Genomic DNA, 19,478 nt, shown 5'->3' with positions numbered 1-19,478 from the left:
CCGGCCGCGCGGTCGCCCCGCGCGGCCGGGGCTCACACGGCGATGCCGGTCAGGACGAGCACCCGTTCCTCGGTGAGGTCCTCCATCGCGGCGCGCACGCCCTCGCGCCCGGTGCCGGAGTCCTTGACCCCGCCGTAGGGCATCTGGTCGGCGCGGAAGCTCGGCACGTCGCCGACCACGACTCCCCCGACCTCGAGCTCCCGGGCCGCGCGGAAGGCCACCTGCAGGTCGCGGGTGAAGACGCCGGCCTGGAGGCCGAACCGGCTGTCGTTGACCCGCGCGAACGCCTCGTCGACGGAGTCGACCGTGTCGAGGACGACGACCGGCCCGAAGACCTCCTCGCACGACACCCTCGCGTGGGGCGGGACGTCGCTGAGCACCGTCGGCGCGTAGGCGGCGCCGTCCCGGGTGCCTCCGGCGAGCAGCCGCGCGCCGGCGGACACCGCCTCCTGCACCCAGTCCTCCACCCGGCGGGCGGCCTGCTCGTCGATCAGCGGGCCGACGTCGGTGGCCTCGTCCCGGGGGTCGCCGGTGACCAGCTCTCCCACCGCCTCGACCACCCGGTCGGTGAGCGCGGCGGCGACGTCGCGGTGGGCGAAGACCCGCTGCACCGAGACGCAGGACTGGCCGGCCTGGTACATGGCGAAGGTGGCGATGCGCGAGGCCGCCCAGTCCAGCGCCGCCTCGTCCTGGTCGGGCGCGACGACCGCCGCGGCGTTGCCCCCGAGCTCCAGGGTGACGTGCTTGCGCGGCGCCGACTCGCGGATCGACCAGCCGACCGGCACGGAGCCGGTGAAGGAGACCACCGGCAGCCGCGGGTCCCGGACCAGCCGGGCCGCCGTCTCGTTCGGCACCGGCAGCACCGACCAGGAGCCGGCGGGGAGGTCGGTCTCGGCGAGGAGCTCCCCGAGCAGCAGCGCCGACAGCGGCGTGGCCGGCGCCGGCTTGAGCACGATCGGCGCCCCGACCGCGACCGCCGGCGCCACCTTGTGGGCGACCAGGTTCAGCGGGAAGTTGAAGGGGGCGATGCCGAGCACCGGGCCGCGGGGGGCGCGCCGCACCAGGGCCATCCGCCCGGTCGCGGCGGGGTCGGTGTCCAGGCGCTGCAGCGTGCCCGACCAGCGGCGGGCCTCCTCGGCGCCCCAGCGGAAGGTGGACACGGCGCGTGCGGCCTCGATCCGGGCCCACTTCAGCGGCTTGCCCGACTCCGCGGTGATGAGCGCCGCCACCTCGTCGCCGCGCTCGGCCAGCCGCCGCGACACGTGGTCCAGGGCGGCGGCCCGCACGTGCGCCGGCGTCGCCGCCGTCTCCGCCCGGACCCGGTCGGCGGCGGCGACGGCGGCCTCGACGTCCTCCGCCGTGGCGGTTGTGGTCCGCCCGGCGAGGGCCCCGTCGTGCGGCGAGCGGACCTCGAGCACCTCGGTGCCGGTCGCCGGGCGGCCGGCGACCCAGTAGGGCGTGGTCGGCGTGGTCATGCGTCTCCTCGGGCTCTCCTCGGACGGGGTGCCGCAGAGCCTCCCGGGTGCCCTGTCCCGGCCGCGAGCGCCGATGTGTCCACCCGCGGTCCCGGGAGGTGCCGGGACGGCGAGCAGGCGTTCAGGCGCGGATCACGCGGAGGTCCCACGCCACCCGCGTCGTCGACACGCTCCTCGACACGACCGGACCGCAGCTCGAGGTCGTCTCCTCGGTGTAGCGGCCGGTCAGCGCATCCCCGTCCGGGTCGAGCTCGAGCGACCACCGCCCGGTGGCGAAGCCGCCGCCGGAGCAGGGCGGGAGGTGCTGGGGCGGGACGGACCCGGCCGCGGTCACCCGGTCCCCCTCCCCCGCCTCCAGCTCCGCCCGCTGGTCGCCGACCTCGACCGTGCAGGTCGACCAGGAGCACTCGACGGACAGCCCGATCTCCTCGCCCGGCGGGCAGATCCGCCCCTCGCAGGCGGCCACCGTGCCGGTGCCCGCCCACTCGCCCTCCAGGTCGGCTCCGGCCGCGGGTGAGCCGAACCCGCCGTTCACCACCAGGTACGCAGCGGCGGACGCCACGATCAGCACGCCGAGCACGACGACGAGGACGACGGCCGGGCGCCGCGGCGACCTCCCCGGGCCCGGCGCCGCCCCGGCACCGCGCGGAGGGCCGGGTGCCGGTCCGGTCCGGACGTCGTCCACGGGGCGCACCTCCCGCACGGCTGGCAGGTCGCGGCCAGTGTGCTGCGGGCGGACCGCGCGGTCACCCCTCCCGCGCGCGGCGCGCTACCCGGCGGCGGTGTAGGCGGCGCGGGCGGCCGCGAGCATGCCCGCGCGCTCGTCCTCCGCCAGGTAGCCCGCCTCGACCTGGGCGTCGATGGCGGCGGAGTAGTCGGCCAGGTAGCCCTCGACGTCCCCGTAGCGCTGCGCCAGCTCGGCGGCGGTGAACGGCTGCCAGCCGCCGAAGTTGCCGCAGATGTCGGAGATGCCGGCCACCACGACCGGCGGGACCGACACCGGCGCGGGCCGGCCCAGCGGCACCTCGGCGTCCGGGAACCGCACGCCGCCGACCGGCTGCAGGGTCTCCTCGTCGACGGCGGGCACCGCCAGCTCGACGCCCGGCAGCCCGTTGAACGCGTCGGGCGAGCTCGCCGGGGCCGCCGCGAGGTCGAACAGCGCCGGCTCGGGCAGGTCGCCGAGGTCGCCGCCGCCGGCCACGACCGCGGCGAGCTGCGTGACCAGCGTGCGCAGGTGCGGCGTGTAGCTCACCGGGTTGAGCGGCACCTCCACCCCGCCGTTGCAGCCGAAGCCGCCGCTGCCGTCGGGGTCGCGGGCGCCGAACACCAGCGCCGGGCCGAAGCGGTTCGAGGCGTGCGGGGCCGGCCAGTCGTAGCGCACGAGCCCGTCGGGCAGGTCCTCCTCCGCGGTGACGCTGGCCCGGAGGCGGTAGTAGTCGGTGTACATCGCGACGTCGACGAACAGCGGGTCGCTGTCCGGCCGGGTCAGCAGCTCGTCGTAGGCCAGCGGCTCGCCGTCGGGCAGCGCGTAGGGCGTCTGCGGCGCGCCGTCGGCCAGCCGGTTGACCGCCAGCCAGTTGCCGGTGCCGTTCAGCGCGACGGCGGCGTCGAACACGCCGCCGCCGTCGGCCGGGTCCTCGTTGAACCCCTCGGCGACGAGGGTGTCGACGAACCACCCGCCCTGGCTGACGCCGGCGAGCACGGACCCGCCGAAGACCGGGATGTCGGCCGCGCCCGCCGGCCGCTCGGTCGCGCCCTCCAGCAGCCGGCCGAAGTCGCGGACGACGACCTCGCCGACCCCCTGCGCGGTGGCCGGCACGCCCGCGGCGACGCCGGTCTGCCACTGCACCCGGGCGTACGACAGCCCCGCGGTGGCGAGCGCGCCGTCGCCGAGGTCGGCCGGCCCGGCCTGCGCCGGGTGCAGAGAGGCCAGGAACAGCGGCAGTCCGCGGTTCTCGGCCTCGACGAGCACGACCCCGTCGTCGGGTGCCGTCCCGGGCGTGACGACCTCGAAGGTCGCGGTGTACGCGTACCGGCCCTCGGCGTCGACCGGCAGGCCGGCGAGCCCGACGACGTCCTCCGCCGGGTCGACGACCCCGGAGACCGTGCCGGTGATCCGCCGCCACTGCTCGCCACCGACCGTGACCGGGGCGACGGAGGCCTCCACCCCCGTGACCGCCGACGCGAGCTGCCGGCCGGCCGGCGCGCTGCTGCCCGTGGCGGACGACGAGGGGGCCGGCTCACCGTCCGGCGAGGAGTCCGAGGAGGAGTCCGACGACGACGTGCACGCCGACGCGGCGACCAGCGCGACGCACAGGGAGAGGACGGCCGGGGCGAGGCGGCGGCTCGACCGCCCGCGGGGCACGGTGCACACGACGGACCTCCATCGACGCTGAGGAAGTGACGCGGCGGAGCCCGCCGGGGACCGGAGCGTTCCACGACCGGGACCTGGGGGCGACGGCGGCCCCCGGGTCAGCCGCCGGCGCCGGGATGACCGGCGTAGGAGTCCTTGAAGACGCCGGCGTGCAGCAGCGTCGTGGCCACGTGCTCGCCGGTCGCGGCGTCGACGATGCGGGTCGACGTCCAGTACGACTCCGTGCGGCGGCTCTCCCCCAGCGCCTCCAGCCGGTGCTCGAGGAGGTAGTCGTGCTCGACGAACAGCGGCCCGGCCACGAGCTGCACCTCCAGGTCGAGGAACAGCCCGGTCGACGGAGTGCGCACCGGCCACGGGGCCGGCCGCTGGTGCGCCAGGACGCTGACCATCTCCATCGGCACGACCGCCCGTCCCCACGGCGAGCCCGCCGCGTCGTCGTCGGTGTACCAGGGGTGCGGCTCGGTGATCCGCGCCAGCTTCTCGTCGAGGGAGAAGGGGTAGAGCGGACCGTGGCTCTCCCGCCGCCGGATGCGGACCGGCTCCGGGTCGGCTGCGACGGCGCCCACCTCGAGCCGGTCGAGGACGTGCAGCGGTCCCGGGTCCGACGCCCGGGCCAGCCGGCGCCGCACCTCGGTCTCCGGGCCGGGCGGGCCGACCGACGCCGTCCCCGACAGGACCGGGGCGCCGTCGTCGCGGGTCGCGGCGACGGTCGTCGTCCGCCCGTCGGTGGTCAGCGCCGCCTGCACCCGCTGGCCCTCGACGACCATCGTGCGGAAGTGCGCGCTCAGGCACCCGGAGGTGAACCAGCGCTCGCCCCACAGGACCACGGCCAGCGGGTCGACCTGGCTGAAGTGCGTCGGCCCCTCGACGGGCGCGCCGGCCAGGCCCAGCGCGCCCGCGGTGGCGGGGTCGTGGACGCTGCGCTCGCCCGCGCGGACCTCCTGCTCGACCAGCATCTGGGCAGGCGAGCGCCAGGGCCCGGTGATCGTCACCTCGGTGCCGAACAGCACGCCGTCCGCCCCCGTCGCTCGTCGTCAGGACGGCCAGGACCGTACCGCCGGACGGGGCCGTCCCGTCGGTCGCCGGTCGGCCGCGGCGCAGGAGACGGCCAGGAGCGCGAGCCCGCCCACGACGTACCCCGGGGAGGCGATGACGGCGTCCTCCACACCGGACAGCGGGTCGGCGAGGACACCGAGGCGGTCCAGCGCCCAGCCGGTGGCCGCGGCCAGGGCCACCGCGGCGCCGGTCAGGCGCACGGCCGGGTAGGCCCTGGTCCGGGAGAGCAGGAACAGCGAGGGGAAGACCAGGGCGACGGTCACCAGCTGGGCGAGCTCGACGCCGACGTTGAACGCGAGCAGCGCCGGCACCGACGCCGTCCCGTCCAGCCCCAGGTCGGCCAGGATGCCCGCGAACGCGAGGCCGTGGACGAGGCCGAAGGCCCCCGCGATGAGCACCTCCCCGGACCGGGCGAGGGGGCGTACCGCGTGCACCGCCGCGCCCCCCACCGAGACCGCGATGAGCACCTCCACCGGCGCGCTCGGTGCGCTGACCCAGCCCAGCGCCGAGGCGACCAGGGTCAGTGAGTGGCCGAGGGTGAAGGCGGTGACGACCGCGAGCACCCGCCGCAGCGTCGGGACGACGCCGTCGCGCCGGCGCCACCGCCCGGCGACGGCCGCGACCGGGGCGACCAGCAGCAGGGTGAGCAGGAAGAGCAGGTGGTCTGCGCCCGCCAGCACGTGGTGCAGGCCGTAGCCGGTCATGTCGAGCAGGCCCGTGCCCGCGGTCTCGCCGATGGTCAGGCTGTCGTCGGAGGCGGTGAGGACGCCGGCGGTGGAGATGTCGCCGGCCGCGTCGGTGAGGACGACGACCGCCTCGTGCGAGGCGTCGGCCTCGATCACGCCGTCGTAGGCCAGGGTGAAGTCCGACGGGTCCGCGCCGGCCGGGTCGAGGGTGACCTCGACGCTGAGCGAGTCGATGCCCTCGACCGTCTCGCGGGTGACCCCGGTGTAGGTCTCGGTCCACTCGGTCCCGTCGGTGCCGGTGACGGTCAGGTGCTCGTCGACGTAGGCGGTGACCGCGTCGGCGTGGGCGGCGGTGTCGGTCGTGTCCCCGAGGTCGGTCCCCAGCGCGGTCTCGAGCGTGTCGACGGCGATGCTGATCGTGGTGTCGACGGAGTCCTCGTCCACGCGGACCGACAGCGTGCTGCTGTCGAGGCTGTGCGCGTCGGCGGCGGCCGGGGTGAGGAGGACGAGCCCGCCGGCGAGGGCGGCGCCGGTGGCGAGGGTGCGGCGTCGGAGGAGTGGCATGGGGGCCGAGCCTGGGGACGCCGGCTGCGAGGTGGCTGGACGTCGGCTGGGAGCCGACCGTCACTCTGCGCACCGGCGAGGTGTCACAGCGTCCTCACAGCGCATGCCCAGCGTCTCCCCCGCCTGCGCCCGGAGCGTGGCTCCCGACCGACCCACCCCGATCGAGACGAGCCAGCCATGAAGCTCCGCACGACCCTCGCCGCCGTCCTCCTGACCGCCGTCGTCCCGGTCGCCGCCGCGTGCGGCACGACCGCCGAGGCGGCCTCGACCACGACGAGCGCCAGCACGAGCAGCAGCACGACCGACACCGGCACCACGGCCGAGGACACCGCGCCGCAGGGTCCCGCGGGCGGCACGGGCGGCCCCGGCGCCGTCGACGTCTCCTCGGTCACCACCGAGGAGCAGCTGGTCGAGCTCGTCCAGGAGGCCTACGGCGACGCAGGCCTCGACCTGCACCGCGGCCACCAGCCGGTGCAGGACGTGCTCGACGAGGTGCTGACCATCAGCCACGACGAGCTGCACGTCCGGATGGACGCGGGCCAGAACCTGGCCGCCGTCGCCGAGGACCTCGGCATCGACCCGCAGACGCTGATCGACGCACTCGTCGAGTCCTGGAGCCCGGCCATCGACAGCCTGCTCGAGTCCGGCGTCATCACCCAGGACGAGGCCGACCAGTACCTCGCCGCCCTCGAGGAGGCGTTCACCTTCCGCGTGAACTGGGACGGCGAGGAGGCCACGCCCACCTTCTCCGGCCTCGACGCCTGAACCGGCGGGCCCGCCGGGCTCAGCGGACGGCGAGCAGCACCTTCCCCTGGGCCCGGCGCTCGTCCAGCTCGAGCAGCGCCTGCGAGGCCTGCTCCAGCGGGTGCTCCGTACCGAGCACGGGGTCGAGGCGGCCGGCCTCCAGCAGCGGCAGCAGGTCGGCCCACTGCTCCTGCAGGTACTCCAGGCCGGCGCCCATCCAGAAGGCGCCCCAGCCGACGCCGACGACCGAGATGTTGTTCAGCAGCAGCCGGTTGACCTTGACGGTGGGGATCTCCCCGCCGGTGAAGCCGATGACGAGCAGCCGCCCCTCGACGGCGAGGCTGCGCAGCGAGTCGGTGAACCGGTCCCCGCCGACCGGGTCGACGACGATGTCGACGCCCTTGCCGCCGGTCAGCTCCTTGACCTGGTCGCGGAAGCCGTCGGCGAGGACGACGTCCGACGCCCCCGCCGCGCGCGCCGTCGCGGCCTTCTCCTCCGAGGAGGTCACCGCGATCACCCGGGCGCCGAGGGCGGCGGCGAGCTGCACGGCCGCCGTCCCGATGCCGCCGGCGGCACCGTGCACGAGCACGGTCTGGCCCTCGCGCAGCTGGCCGCGGCGGGTGAGCCCGAAGTGCACGGTCAGGTAGTTCATCGGCAGCGCCGCCCCCTGCGCGAAGGACAGGCCGTCGGGCAGCGGGAAGACCATGCGCGGGTCGGCGGCCACGACCTCGGCGAACCCGCCGGTGCCCGGGAACGCCGCGACCCGGTCGCCCGCGCGGACGCCGGCGCTCTCGGGCGCGTACCGGACGACGCCCGCGACCTCGGAGCCCGGCACGAACGGCAGCGCCGGCTTGACCTGGTACTGGCCGCGGCTCTGCAGCACCTCGGGGAAGGTGACGCCGGCCGCGTGCACGTCCACGACGACCTGGTCCCCGCCGGTGGCGGGCTCGTCGACCTCGACGACGCGCAGCGCCTCGGGCCCCTCCAGGGTGTGGATCTGGACAGCGCGCACGTGCGACTCCTCGGCTCGGCGGGGTGGGGGCGGTGCCCTGTCTACCCGAGGCGGCGAGCGGCCGCGTGCGCACCTACGCTCGCGCCCGGCCGGTACCGGGACCGGCCCGTACGGAACGGAGCACCATGAGCGTCGTCCTCGTCACCGGGGCGAGTTCCGGCCTCGGCGCCGAGATGGCCCGCCAGTTCGCCGCGCTCGGCCACGACCTGGCCCTGTGCGCGCGGCGCACCGAGCGGCTCGACGCCCTCGCCGCGGAGATCCGCGCCGCGACCGGACGGCGGGTGGAGACCGCCGCCCTCGACGTCACCGACGCCGAGGCCGTGCCGGCGGTCTTCGCCCGCTTCGCCGAGTCGTTCGGGGGCCTCGACCGCGTCGTCGTGAACGCGGGCCTGGGCAAGGGCGCCCCCCTGGGCACCGGCCGCGCCGACGCCAACCGCGAGACCGCCATGACCAACTTCGTCGGTGCCCTGGCCCAGTGCGAGGCCGCGCTGGAGGTGTTCCGCCGCCAGCGCCGCGGCCACCTGGTGCTGGTCTCCTCGGTGTCGGCGCTGCGCGGCATGCGGAGGTCGATGACCACCTACGCCGCCACGAAGGCCGGCGTCGCGGCGCTCGCCGAGGGGCTGCGGTCCGAGCGCATCCCCGGCGTCGACGTGTCGGTCGTGTACCCCGGCTACATCCGCTCGGAGATGAACGAGCACGTGCAGCAGGCGACCCGGTTCATGGTCGACACCGAGACCGGGGTGCGCGCCATGGTCGCGGCGATCGAGGCCCGCCGCCCCAAGGCCTACGTCCCCGCCTGGCCGTGGGTGCCGATCGCGGCGCTGCTGCGGGTGCTGCCGCTGTCGGTCGTCCGGCGGCTCACGTGACGGAGCCGGTCGCGGGAGCCCGTGACGTCCGCGCCGAGGACGCCTTCGACGTCGCCGCCGTCGCCGCGTGGCTCGCCTCCCACGCCGACCCCGAGCGCGCCGGCGTCGACCTTTCCGGGGTGCCGGGGGTCCGCCAGTTCTCCGGCGGGGTGTCGAACCTGACCTACCTGCTGCGCTACCCCGACGGCGACCTCGTCCTCCGCCGGCCCCCGAAGGGGACCCACCGCGGATCGGCCCACGACGTGGCGCGCGAGCACCGCATCCAGACGGCGCTGGGCCGTGTCCTGCCGTACGTGCCGCGCACCGTGGCGCTGTGCGAGGACACCACGGTGATCGGCACGCCCTTCTACGTCATGCGGCGGATCGCCGGTCCCATCCCGCGCAAGGAGCTGCCCGGCGGTGTCGAGCTGGACCGCGACGGGGTCGCGACGCTGTGCCGCAACGTGGTCGACCTGCTGGCCGACCTGCACGCCGTCGACGTCGCGGCCGCCGGGCTGGCCGACCTGGGCCGCGGCCCGGGCTACGTGCGCCGCCAGGTCGAGGGCTGGTCGGAGCGCTACCGCCGGGCCCGCACGTGGAACGTCGGCACCTTCGGCTCCGTGATGCGCTGGCTGGCCGACAACCAGCCCGCCGACCGCCCGCACACGCTGGTGCACAACGACTTCCGGTTCGACAACGTCGTCCTCGACCCGGCCGACCCGACCCGCCCGATCGGCCTGCTGGACTGGGAGCTGGCCACCGTCGGCGACCCGCTGGTGGACCTCGCGAGCTCGCTGGGCTACTGGGTGCAGGCCGACGACGGCCGGCTGATGCAGGCCTTCCGCCGCCAGCCCACCCACCTGCCCGGGATGATGACCCGCGAGCAGGTCGTGGCCCACTACTGCGCCCGGACCGGGCAGCGGGTGACCGCCGCGGAGTGGGCCTGGTACGAGGTCTTCGGCCTGTTCCGCGTGGCCGTGATCGCCCAGCAGGTCTACGCCCGCTACCTGTCGGGGCAGACGACGAACCGGCAGTTCCGGCTGTTCGGCGTCGCCGTCGTCGTCCTCGAGCTGCGCTGCCGCCGGGTCATCGCCCGCGCCCGCCGGATGTCCGCCGCTCGCGCCGCCGCACCCGTGGGCGGCGCCCCGTGACCCGCCGGCTGATCCGGCCCCGGCGGTGGACCCCGCCCGCCGCCCCGCCCGACGGCGGCCGCACGGCGCGCACCGCGCCGTTCCGCGTCGCCCGGCGGCTGTCCCCCGGCGGCCACGGCCCGGAGGACGTCGTCTTCGACTCCGCGGGCCGGGTGGTGACCGGCGTCGCCGGCGGCCGCGTCGTCCGCATCGACCCCGCCACCGGGGACGTCGCCCTGCTCGGCGACACCGGCGGGCGGCCGCTGGGCCTCGAGCCCACCCCCGACGGCGGCGTGCTGGTCTGCGACCACGACCGCGGGCTGCTGCGCCTGTCCCCGGACGGGGCGGTCGAGGTGCTCGTCGACCGGGTGGACGGCGAGCCGCTGACCTTCACCAGCAACGTGGCGCAGACCGCCGACGGCACCATCTGGTTCACCACCTCCACCAGCCGCTGGTCGGTGGAGGAGCACCTCGGCGACGTCTTCGAGCACTCCGGCACCGGCCGGCTCGTGCGCCGCGACCCCGACGGCACCGTCACCACCGTGCTGCGCGGCCTGGACTTCGCCAACGGGCTGGTGGTCGCTCCCGACGGCGGGTCGCTGCTGTTCGCCGAGACGACCGGCTACCGGATCTCCCGGTACGTGCTGTCCGGACCGGAGGCCGGCCGGGTCGAGCCGGTCGTGGAGAACCTGCCCGGCTTCCCCGACAACATGAGCCTGGGCAGCGACGGCCTGCTGTGGGTGGCGATCGCCGCGCCGCGCAACGCGCTGCTCGACCGGCTGCTCCCCCTGCCCGGCGTGCTGCGGCTGCTGCTGTGGAACGTGCCCGAGCGGGTCCGCCCCCGGGCGACGCCGATCGCCTGGGTCATGGCGTTCACGACCGACGGCGCGCCGGTGCACGACCTGCGGTCGGCCGGCGGCGGCTACGGGTTCGTCACGGCGGTGGCCGAGCGGGACGGCGTCCTCGTGGCGTGCGGGCTGCACGAGGACGACGTCGTGGTCCTGGAGCCACCCGTCCGCCCCTGACCGCCGCGCGGCCACCCCCGGCGCGTCGGCGCGCGGACGGGTACCGTTCGCCTCGGCCCTCCCCCGCGCGTCCCGGTCGGTCGCGCCCTGTCCCGGACGGGCCGCACCGGTACGGAGAGCGGGGGGTCGGGGTGTCGCTGGCGGACGGCTCGGCGCCGGACCCCGCGGCCGATGCCTACCACCACGACGCGCTGCTGTTCGGCGACCCCGGCCGGCTCGCCGAGGTCGCGGGCGGGTTCGCGGCCGACGGGCTCGCCGCGGGCGACGCCGTCGTCGTCGCCACCGGGGCCTGGGCCGCCGGGGTGATCGGGGACGCCGTCGCCGACGACCGGCTGCTCCTGGTCGACCGGCGGGACGTCTACCGCGCCCGCACCCCCGCTGCCATCACCGCGTTCCGCGAGCTGGCCGACCGGCACGCGACCGGCGACGTCACCCGGGTCCGGGTGATCGGCGAGGTCGACTTCGGCAGCACCGAGCAGGACCGCATCGAGTGGCAGCGCTACGAGGCCGTCATCAACCACGCGCTCGCGGCCTGGCCGCTGTGGGGCCTGTGCGTCTTCGACACCCAGCGGCTCCCCGAGCCGGTGCTCGAGTGCGCGCGCCGGACCCACCCGCGCCTCGCCGGCCCCGGCGGCCAGGAGCCCAACCCCGACTTCGTGGACCCGGCCGAGTACATCCGGGCGCTGCCCACCGCCGGCGAGCCGCTGGAGCAGACCGAGCCCCTCCTCGACGCCCGGGCGGTCACCGACTTCATCCGCCTCCGGCACACCGTGGCCGCCGAGCTGGCGCACACCCCCGGCCCGCGGGACGCCGTGGAGGACTTCCTGCTCGCCGTCGACGAGATGACCTCCAACGCCGTCCGGCACGGGCGCCCGCCGGTCGACCTGCGGCTGTGGGCGTCGGCCGACCGGCTGGTCTGCCGCATCACCGACTCCGGCGAGGGGGTCACCGACCCCTTCGCCGGCTACGGGCCCGCCCACGGCGAGGACCTCTCCCGCGGCGGCATGGGGCTGTGGCTGGCGCGGCAGCTGTGCGACCACGTCGACGTCGCGCGCACCGCCGCGGGCGCGGACGTGCGCCTGATCACCCACCTCCGGTGATCTGCGTCCGATCCGTTGTGTCCCACCGGTCCGCTGGCGGAGACTGAGCGCGCTCACCGAGCCGACCGGGAGCCGGCAGCGGGACGATCCGTCGGGACTCAGGTGGGGGACGAGACGCGCGTGGACGACTCCGCGGACCAGGTGACGCTCGACGAGCGGGAGGCCGAGCTCCTCCGCGGTGAGCTCGCCATCGACGCGGCCGGCATCGGCACCTTCGACTGGGACCTCGTCACCGGCCGGCTCGACTGGGACGACCGGCTGGTGCAGATGTTCGGTTACGACGCCGACGGCTTCGACCACAGCATCGAGGCCTTCAACGCCCGCCTGCACGAGGACGACCTCGCGCGCGTCGGCGCCGAGCTGAAGGCCTCGATCGACACCTGCGGCGACTTCTCCTCGCTGTACCGCGTGCGCCGGCCGGACGGCGACGTGCGGCTGGTGTCGGCACGAGGCCGGGTCCTCTGCGACCCCGACGGCGCCCCCGTCCGGCTGCTCGGCGCCGCGCACGACATCACCGGCCAGCGCGGCGGCGACCTCGGCGTCGCCCGCGTGCTGGAGTCCATGCCCGCCGCCTTCTACTCGCTGGACCGCGAGTGGCGGTTCAGCTACGTCAACACCGAGGCCGAGCGGCTGCTCCAGCGCACCCGCGACGAACTGCTCGGCCAGGTCATCTGGGAGGCCTTCCCGGCGGCGACCGGGTCGGTGTTCGAGGAGAGCTACCGCGGCGCCGTCGACACCGACCGGCCCGTCTCGTTCGACGCCTACTACCCGGCCCCGCTCGACGGCTGGTACGAGATCCGCGCGTGGCCCAGCCCCGAGGGCCTGTCGGTGTACTTCCTCGAGGTGACCGAGCGCCGCTCCGCGCAGGAGCAGGCGCAGCGGGCGGCCGCGCGGATGGACGTGCTGGCCCGCGCCAGCCGGGAGCTGGCCGGGTCGCTCAGCGGCGCGGCGGCGACCGAGCGCCTGCCGCGGCTCGCCGTCCCCGTCCTCGCCGACGCGTGCATCGTGAGCGTCCTCGACGCCCACGGGCACCCCCACCGCGTCGGCTCGTGGCACGCCGACGCCGACCGGGCGCCCCTGCTGCGGCAGTACGCCGAGGCCCGCCAGGCCGTGCTGCCCACCCTCCCGGTGGCCGCCCGGGTCATCGCCACGGGCCAGCGGGTGGTGCTGGGTGCGGCCGAGACGCTGGCCGCCACGCCGGCCGGGGAGCCGCGGGCACTGCTGCGCCGGCTGGCCCCCACGACCGCGGTCGCCCTCCCGCTGCGCGGGCGCGACCGGACGCTCGGGCTGATGACGCTCCTCTACTCCGACGGCCGGGTCCCGGCCGAGGAGGACCTCTCCGCCGCCGAGGACCTCGCCGACCGCACCGGCCTGGCCCTGGACAACGCCCGCCTCTACGGGCAGCAGCGGCAGCTCGCCGAGCAGCTGCAGCACAGCATGCTGACCGCTCCCCCCGAGCCCGACCACGCCGAGATCGTCGTCCGCTACCTGCCGGCGGCCGAGGCCGCCGCGGTCGGCGGCGACTGGTACGACGCGTTCCTCCAGGAGGACGGCGCCACGGTGCTCGTCATCGGCGACGTCGCCGGGCACGACACGGCCGCGGCCGCGGCCATGGGCCAGCTGCGCAGCCTGCTGCGCGGCATCGCCACCAGCGCCGACGCCGGCCCGGCCCAGGTGCTGTCCCGCCTGGACCGCTCGATGTCCCTGCTCCGGGTGGGCACGCTCGCCACCGCGCTGCTCGCCCGGGTCGAGCAGACCCCCGAGGAGCGGCTGCGCGGGGTGACCCGCATGCGCTGGGCCAACGCCGGGCACCTGCCGCCCTTCGTCGTCACCGCCGACGGCGAGGTCACCGCCGTGGCCGGTCCGCGGCCGGAGCTGCTGCTCGGCGTCGACCCGGACGCCCCGCGCACCGAGGGCGTCACCACCCTCGACCGCGGGGCGACCGTGCTGCTGTACACCGACGGGCTGGTGGAGCGGCGCGACGCCGACCTGGACACCGGCCTGGACCGGCTGCGCGAGGCGCTGGTGGACCTGGCCGGCCTGCCGCTGCAGCAGCTGTGCGACGCCCTGATCGAGCGTCTCGTGCACGGCCGCCCGGACGACGACGTCGCGCTCGTGGCCATCCGGCTGCACCGCCAGGACCGGCCCCGTCCCGTCGAGGCCGGTCCCCGGTCGGTCCCGGACGAGGTCCCGGCGGAGCCCCCGCCGGACGCCTGACCCGGCTGCGGGTCAGCGCAGCTGCCGCTCCCCCGTCAGCCAGGCGTCGAAGGTCACCCGCCCGCGGTCGGCGCCCCGGCCGGGGAGCAGGCCGCCGTCGCGCACCCGCCGTCCGGCCCGCCCGGGCAGCGGGACCCGGAGCACCCGGCCGCGCCGGCCGGTGACGGCCAGCCAGCGGCGGACCAGATCGGCGAGGTCGGCCTCCTCCGGGCCGCCCAGGTCGGCGACCCGGCCCCGCGGCGGCCCCTCGGCCAGCGCGAGCAGCGCGGCGGCCACCTCGTCGGCGGCCACGGTCGCCGTGCGCATCGCCGGCACGACGACGACCGGCCCGACGGAGGCGCGCGCCGCCATCTGCTCCGCGAACTCGTGGAACTGGGTGGCCCGCAGCAGCGTCCACGGCACGGGACCGGCCGCGAGCAGGCGCTCCTGGGCCACCTTGCCGGCGTAGTAGCCGCTGGTCTCGCCGTCGATGCCGACGATCGACAGCGCCACGTGGTGCCCGACCCCGGCGGCCTCCTCGGCGGCCAGCAGGTTCGCGGTGGCGCGGGTGAAGAACCCGACCGACGTGCGGGTGGACGTCGTCGTCACGCTGGTCACGTCGACGACGGCGTCGGCGCCGCGCAGCGCCTCCGGCAGCCCGGCGCCGGTGAGCACGTCCTGCCCGCCGGACCGGGACAGGGGGACGACGTCGTGCCCGGCGGCCCGGGCGCGCTCGGTGAGGTGCGCCCCCACCGCGCCGGTGGCCCCGGCGACGACGAGCCTCACCGGGCACCTCCGACGGGGACGGAGGACCGGGGCGGGGTGGTGCTGATGGGGAGTGTCATGCCCTCCTGACGACGCGGCGGACGCCGGTGTGAGGCACGGTGACCGAGCTCACGCCGGGGCGCCGTCTGCGAGGCTGCGCCGGTGACCGAGGCACTCGCCGACCAGCTCGCCGGGGACCGCCGGCACCTGCTCGGCGTCGCCTACCGGATGCTCGGCACGGTGGCCGACGCCGAGGACGCCGTCCAGGAGGCGCTCGCCCGCTGGTACCGGCTGACCGACGCCGAGCGGGCGGAGGTCGCCGTCCCCCGGGCCTGGCTCACCCGGGTGGTCGGCCGGGTGTGCCTCGACGTCCTCGGCTCCGCCCGCGCCCGCCGGGAGCGGTACGTCGGCGAGTGGCTGCCCGAGCCGGTGCCGGCCGACTTCGCCGCGCCCCGCGACCCGGCCGCCGACCCGACCGAGCGGGCCGCCCTGTCGGAGTCGGTCGGGCTGGCGCTGCTCGTCGTGCTGGACTCCCTGACCCCGGCGGAGCGGGTGGCCTTCGTGCTGCACGACGTCTTCGCCGTCCCCTTCGACGAGGTCGCCGCCGCGGTCGGCCGCTCGCCCGCCGCGTGCCGGCAGCTGGCCTCCGCGGCCCGCCGCCGGGTCGCCACCGCCCGCCCGCAGCCGGACGGCCGCGGCCGGCACGACGCGGTGACCCGCGCCTTCGCCGCCGCCTGTGCCGGGGGTGACCTGGCGGCGCTCGTGGCGGTGCTGGACCCCGACGTCACCCTCCGGTCCGACGGCGGCGGCGTGGTCAGCGCGGCGCGCAACCCCGTGCGCGGCGCCGACCGCGTGGCCCGCTACCTGCTCGGCACGCTCGGCAGGGACCCCGACGCCCGGGTCGAGGAGGTGCACACCGGGGACGGCGTCGCCTACCTCGTGCGCAGCGGCGAGCGGCCGCGGGCGCTGGTCGCGCTCGGCACCGACGGCGAGCGGGCCACCGACGTCTGGATCGTCATGAACCCCGGGAAGCTCGGCTGCTGGGCCTGACGCCGGCCGGCGCCGGGCCCGGCAGCCGGGAGCTCAGCCGCGCCGGCGGGCGGTCAGCCCGAGGCCCAGCCCGGCCAGGCCCGCGACCAGTCCGGCGAGCCCGGCGACCAGCGCGGTGACGGCCAGCCCGTTGCCGTCGGAGTCGTCGTCGGCGGCCGTGTCGGTCCCGGAGGCGGCCTCCGACACCGTCGGGCTGCCGGCGTCCTCGGCGGTGTCACCGCCGGCGGCCAGGGTGAGCACCGGCGCGGGGCTCTCCGGCTCCTCCTCGCCCTCGACGGTCGGCTCGATCCAGGCCTGCTCCGTGCCGTCGTCGTAGGTCTGGATCGCCGGGAATGTGATCGAGTCGACCTCCGGCATCGGGCCGGCGCTGATCGAGAAGGTCTGGTACTCGCCCGGGGCGATGCCGCCACCGGCGTCCGCGGTCCAGGTGATCTCGGTGACCGCCTCGGTCACCTCCGTGCCGTGGACGTCGACCGGCGGGTCGATCGGCCCGGTCGTGGTGGTCGCCGTCCAGCCGGGCACCGGCTTGACGCTCACCGACGCCAGCGGGGTCTCGGCCGGGACCTGCACGCGCAGCGAGACCGTCGACGCCGTGTCGCTCTCGTTGGGCACCCGGAAGGTCAGCTCGCCGAACCCGCCGGGCGCCGCGTCGGCGGAGGAGACCCGGACGTGCGCCGACGCCGTGCCGATGCCCGTCGTGAGCAGCGCGGCCGTGGCGACCGCGGCCGCGGTCAGGACACGGAGGGGACGGACGGACACGGGCAGCTCCTTCGTCGGCCGCCGGGTGCGGCCCGCTGCCGGACCCGTGCGCTGGTGCAGTAGTCGTCCGCGCCGCCCCGCCGGTTCCCGCGGTGACCGCCGTCACCCCTCCTGACGCGCGGTCAGTGGCTGGAGGGGGTGGTCTCGATCTCGGTGCGGTCGCCGGACCAGAGGGTGTGGAAGACGCCTTCCGTGTCGGTGCGCCGGTAGGTGTGGGCGCCGAAGAAGTCCCGCTGGGCCTGGATCAGAGCCGCGGGCAGGCGCTCGGCGGCCAGCGAGTCGCGGTAGGCCAGCGCCGAGGAGAACCCGGGCGCCGGGACGCCCGACAGCGCGGCGGTCGACACGATCCGCCGCCAGGCGGCCTCGCCGGCGGCGACGGCGTCGGCGAAGTAGTCGTCGGCCAGCAGCGTGGGCAGTTCGGGGTCGCGCCGGTAGGCCTCCACGATCCGGTTCAGGAAGCGGGCGCGGATGATGCACCCGCCGCGCCAGATCGAGGCGATCTCGCCCAGGTCGACGTCCCAGCCGTACTGGCGGGCGCCGGCGACGATCAGGTCGAAGCCCTGCGCGTAGGCCACCACCTTCGAGGAGTACAGCGCCGCGCGGACGTCGTCGGCGAACCGGTCGTCGACCTCGGTGACCGTCGGCCGCTGCCCGACCGTGGCCCGCACCGCGGCGCGCTGGGCGGGCTTGCTCGACACCGCCCGGGCGAACACCGCCTCGCCGATGCCCGACACCGGCACCCCCAGGCCGACGGCGTTCTGCACCGTCCACACCCCGGTCCCCTTGGAGCCGGCCTCGTCGACGATCACGTCGACCAGCGGGCCGCCGGTGCGGGCGTCGGTCTGCCGCAGCACCTGCGCGGTGATCTCGATCAGGTAGGACTCCAGGTCCCCGGTGTTCCACTCGGCGAACACCTCGGCGATCGCCGCCACGTCCAGCCCGGCGACGCGGCGCAGCAGGTCGTAGGACTCGGCGATCAGCTGCATGTCGGCGTACTCGATGCCGTTGTGCACCATCTTCACGAAGTGCCCGGCGCCGTCGGTGCCCACGTGGGTCACGCACGGCCGGCCCTCGGCCACGGCCGCGATCGAGGCCAGGATCGGCCCCAGCGTCGCGTAGGCCTCCGCCGACCCGCCCGGCATGATCGACGGCCCGCGCAGGGCCCCCTCCTCCCCGCCGGAGATGCCCGCGCCCACGAACTCCAGCCCGCGCTCGCGCAGCGCCTTCTCCCGGCGGATGGTGTCGTGGAAGTCGGCGTTGCCGCCGTCGACGATGATGTCGCCGGGCTCGAACCGCGCCGCCAGCTGCTCGATCACCGCGTCGGTGCCCGGGCCGGCCTGCACCATCACGATCGCCGTCCGGGGCCGGGCCAGCGACGCCACGAACTCGTCGACGGTGTCGGCCGCCACGAAGCCGGTCTCCGGGAACTGGTCCACCAGCGCCTTGGTGCGCTCCGGCGAGCGGTTCCACACCGCCACCGTGTTGCCCTCCCGCCCGGCCAGGTTCCGGGCCAGGTTGGCGCCCATCACCGCCAGGCCCACCACCCCGATGTTCGCCTTCGCGGTGCCGGGCTGTGCTGCGTCGCTCATCGTCGTCCTGTCCTCGGTCGTCGTGGGGTCGGTCCCACCGCTACGGCTGCACGATCCCGCGGAAGTCCGACCGCAGGTAGTCGACGAACGCCGGCGAGACGTCCTGGGCGGCCAGGTGCCCGGCGTCGACGGGGCCGCGCACCGGCTCCCACCCCGGGTCCCGGGCCAGCTGCGCCCAGTCGCCGTTGAGGATCGCCGAGCGCCCGACGAAGGCGAAGTCGGCGCCGCGCTCGAGCACGTCGGCCGCCTCGGCCGGGGTCCGGACCTTGCCGGCGACACCGAGCCGCACCTCCCCGCGCGGCAGCTCGGCGAAGAGCTCGAGCAGCGGCCGGCCCTGCGCCTCCGCGTCGGCCGGGTCCTTCCTGACGTCCCACAGCGACAGGTCCAGGTAGTCCAGCCCGCCGCGCCGGTACAGCTCGGTCACCAGGTCGCGGACCTCCAGCGTGCGCAGTCCGAACCGCTCGACCGACAGCCGCACGCCCAGCTGGAAGTCCGGTCGGCACGCGGCCCGGACGCCGTCGAGCACCTCGAGCAGCAGGCGGGCCCGGTTCTCCAGGGCGCCGCCGTAGGCGTCGGTCCGCCGGTTGGTCTCCGCCGACAGGAACTGGGTGAGCACGTAACCGTGCGCGCCGTGGACCTCCACGCCGTCGAAGCCGGCGCGCTCGGCACGGACGGCGGCGGCGACGAAGTCGTCGCGCAACTGCTCGACCTCGCCGGTGGTCAGCGCGCGGGCGCCGTCCAGCTCGGAGGCCGAGACGGGGTCGGCCACCCACTCGCGGTCGGCCCGGGCACCGGCGTGGTGCAGCTGGACGACGGCGAGCGTGCCGGTGGCGCGCAGGTCGGCGGCCAGCCGGGTGAGCCCGTCGAGGAGGCCGTCGGAGTGGATCGCCAGCTGCCCGCCCCACCCCTGGCCGTTGGGCTGCACGTGCGAGGCGCAGGTCATGGTCAGGCCGAAGCCGCCCCGGGCGCGGCGCACCAGCCAGCGGCGCTCGGCCTCCGAGAGGCTCCCGTCGTCGTTGCTCTGCCGGTTGGTCAGCGGCGCGAGGGCCAGCCGGTTGGGCATCGGCCGGCCGTGGGTCAGGGGCAGCGGTGCGAAGAGGTCGGGCAC

The 19,478-nt window shown here is 76.4% G+C and carries 17 protein-coding genes; 7 read left to right on the top strand and 10 right to left on the bottom strand.

The window, feature by feature from the left end; genetic code table 11:
• Positions 1-32: 32 nt before the first annotated feature.
• The 5 genes from ACI8AX_RS08250 to ACI8AX_RS08230 form a co-directional block, all read right to left on the bottom strand.
• The gene (locus tag ACI8AX_RS08250; protein WP_456549312.1) at positions 33-1,475 is read right to left on the bottom strand and encodes an aldehyde dehydrogenase family protein; all 1,443 of its coding nucleotides are present in this window, start codon (positions 1,473-1,475) and stop codon (positions 33-35) included.
• A gap of 121 nt (positions 1,476-1,596) precedes the next feature.
• On the bottom strand, positions 1,597-2,160 hold the full coding sequence (locus tag ACI8AX_RS08245) for a hypothetical protein (protein WP_456549311.1): 564 nt from the start codon (positions 2,158-2,160) through the stop codon (positions 1,597-1,599).
• Positions 2,161-2,244: 84 nt separating this feature from the next.
• Positions 2,245-3,849 carry an alpha/beta hydrolase domain-containing protein gene (locus ACI8AX_RS08240; RefSeq protein WP_456549310.1) on the bottom strand — a complete coding sequence of 535 codons (1,605 nt, stop codon included), beginning with the start codon at positions 3,847-3,849 and terminating at the stop codon, positions 2,245-2,247.
• A 98-nt stretch (positions 3,850-3,947) separates the two neighbouring features.
• The gene (locus tag ACI8AX_RS08235) at positions 3,948-4,859 is read right to left on the bottom strand and encodes a hypothetical protein (protein WP_456549309.1); all 912 of its coding nucleotides are present in this window, start codon (positions 4,857-4,859) and stop codon (positions 3,948-3,950) included.
• Between the two features lie 24 nt (positions 4,860-4,883).
• Positions 4,884-6,155, bottom strand: coding sequence for a HupE/UreJ family protein (locus ACI8AX_RS08230; protein WP_456549308.1), 1,272 nt, complete (start codon positions 6,153-6,155; stop codon positions 4,884-4,886).
• 177 nt (positions 6,156-6,332) lie between these two features.
• Between ACI8AX_RS08230 and ACI8AX_RS08225 the strand changes: the two genes are divergently transcribed.
• On the top strand, positions 6,333-6,920 hold the full coding sequence (locus ACI8AX_RS08225) for a hypothetical protein (protein WP_456549307.1): 588 nt from the start codon (positions 6,333-6,335) through the stop codon (positions 6,918-6,920).
• A gap of 19 nt (positions 6,921-6,939) precedes the next feature.
• On the opposite strand, the gene ACI8AX_RS08220 is transcribed toward ACI8AX_RS08225, so the two are convergent.
• The gene (locus ACI8AX_RS08220) at positions 6,940-7,911 is read right to left on the bottom strand and encodes an NADPH:quinone oxidoreductase family protein (protein WP_456549306.1); all 972 of its coding nucleotides are present in this window, start codon (positions 7,909-7,911) and stop codon (positions 6,940-6,942) included.
• 125 nt (positions 7,912-8,036) lie between these two features.
• On the opposite strand from ACI8AX_RS08220, the gene ACI8AX_RS08215 reads away from it, so the two are divergent.
• The 5 genes from ACI8AX_RS08215 (at position 8,037) to ACI8AX_RS08195 (ending at position 14,228) form a co-directional block, all read left to right on the top strand.
• Positions 8,037-8,777, top strand: coding sequence for an SDR family oxidoreductase (locus ACI8AX_RS08215; protein WP_456549305.1), 741 nt, complete (start codon positions 8,037-8,039; stop codon positions 8,775-8,777).
• Positions 8,774-9,907: a phosphotransferase family protein gene (locus ACI8AX_RS08210; protein WP_456549304.1), complete on the top strand. Its 1,134-nt coding sequence runs from the start codon at positions 8,774-8,776 to the stop codon at positions 9,905-9,907. Before ACI8AX_RS08215 ends, ACI8AX_RS08210 begins: the two co-directional genes overlap by 4 nt.
• A complete protein-coding gene (locus tag ACI8AX_RS08205) occupies positions 9,904-10,911 on the top strand; it encodes an SMP-30/gluconolactonase/LRE family protein (RefSeq protein WP_456549303.1) in 1,008 nt (335 codons plus the stop codon). The genes ACI8AX_RS08210 and ACI8AX_RS08205 overlap by 4 nt, the downstream gene beginning before the upstream one ends.
• A 131-nt stretch (positions 10,912-11,042) precedes the next feature.
• A complete protein-coding gene (locus ACI8AX_RS08200) occupies positions 11,043-12,011 on the top strand; it encodes an anti-sigma factor RsbA family regulatory protein (RefSeq protein WP_456549302.1) in 969 nt (322 codons plus the stop codon).
• A gap of 120 nt (positions 12,012-12,131) precedes the next feature.
• Positions 12,132-14,228: a SpoIIE family protein phosphatase gene (locus tag ACI8AX_RS08195; protein WP_456549301.1), complete on the top strand. Its 2,097-nt coding sequence runs from the start codon at positions 12,132-12,134 to the stop codon at positions 14,226-14,228.
• Positions 14,229-14,240: 12 nt separating this feature from the next.
• Here ACI8AX_RS08195 and ACI8AX_RS08190 read toward each other — a convergent pair whose 3' ends face one another.
• Positions 14,241-14,993, bottom strand: coding sequence for an SDR family oxidoreductase (locus ACI8AX_RS08190; RefSeq protein WP_456549300.1), 753 nt, complete (start codon positions 14,991-14,993; stop codon positions 14,241-14,243).
• A 141-nt stretch (positions 14,994-15,134) separates the two neighbouring features.
• Between ACI8AX_RS08190 and sigJ the strand changes: the two genes are divergently transcribed.
• A complete protein-coding gene (gene sigJ, locus ACI8AX_RS08185) occupies positions 15,135-16,022 on the top strand; it encodes an RNA polymerase sigma factor SigJ (RefSeq protein ID WP_456549299.1) in 888 nt (295 codons plus the stop codon).
• Positions 16,023-16,055: 33 nt separating this feature from the next.
• Here sigJ and ACI8AX_RS08180 read toward each other — a convergent pair whose 3' ends face one another.
• The 3 genes from ACI8AX_RS08180 to ACI8AX_RS08170 form a co-directional block, all read right to left on the bottom strand.
• A complete protein-coding gene (locus ACI8AX_RS08180) occupies positions 16,056-16,781 on the bottom strand; it encodes a YcnI family copper-binding membrane protein (RefSeq protein WP_456549298.1) in 726 nt (241 codons plus the stop codon).
• 122 nt (positions 16,782-16,903) lie between these two features.
• Entirely contained in the window at positions 16,904-18,370 is a 1,467-nt protein-coding gene (gndA, locus tag ACI8AX_RS08175; RefSeq protein ID WP_456549297.1) for an NADP-dependent phosphogluconate dehydrogenase, read from the bottom strand.
• Between the two features lie 40 nt (positions 18,371-18,410).
• Entirely contained in the window at positions 18,411-19,478 is a 1,068-nt protein-coding gene (locus tag ACI8AX_RS08170) for an oxidoreductase (protein WP_456549296.1), read from the bottom strand.

The organism is Blastococcus sp. SYSU D00813 (assembly GCF_054050735.1).
Note: the sequence above shows the minus strand (reverse complement) of the source record. Positions and strands in the feature narration are given on the sequence as shown.

Bases quoted from the DNA above. Each gene is read 5' to 3' on its own strand.
- ACI8AX_RS08250 (WP_456549312.1), bottom strand. From the start codon at position 1,475: ATGACCACGCCGACCACGCCCTACTGGGTCGCCGGCCGCCCGGCGACC.
- ACI8AX_RS08230 (WP_456549308.1), bottom strand. From the start codon at position 6,155: ATGCCACTCCTCCGACGCCGCACCCTCGCCACCGGCGCCGCCCTCGCC.
- ACI8AX_RS08225 (WP_456549307.1), top strand. From the start codon at position 6,333: ATGAAGCTCCGCACGACCCTCGCCGCCGTCCTCCTGACCGCCGTCGTC.
- ACI8AX_RS08215 (WP_456549305.1), top strand. From the start codon at position 8,037: ATGAGCGTCGTCCTCGTCACCGGGGCGAGTTCCGGCCTCGGCGCCGAG.
- gndA (WP_456549297.1), bottom strand. From the start codon at position 18,370: ATGAGCGACGCAGCACAGCCCGGCACCGCGAAGGCGAACATCGGGGTG.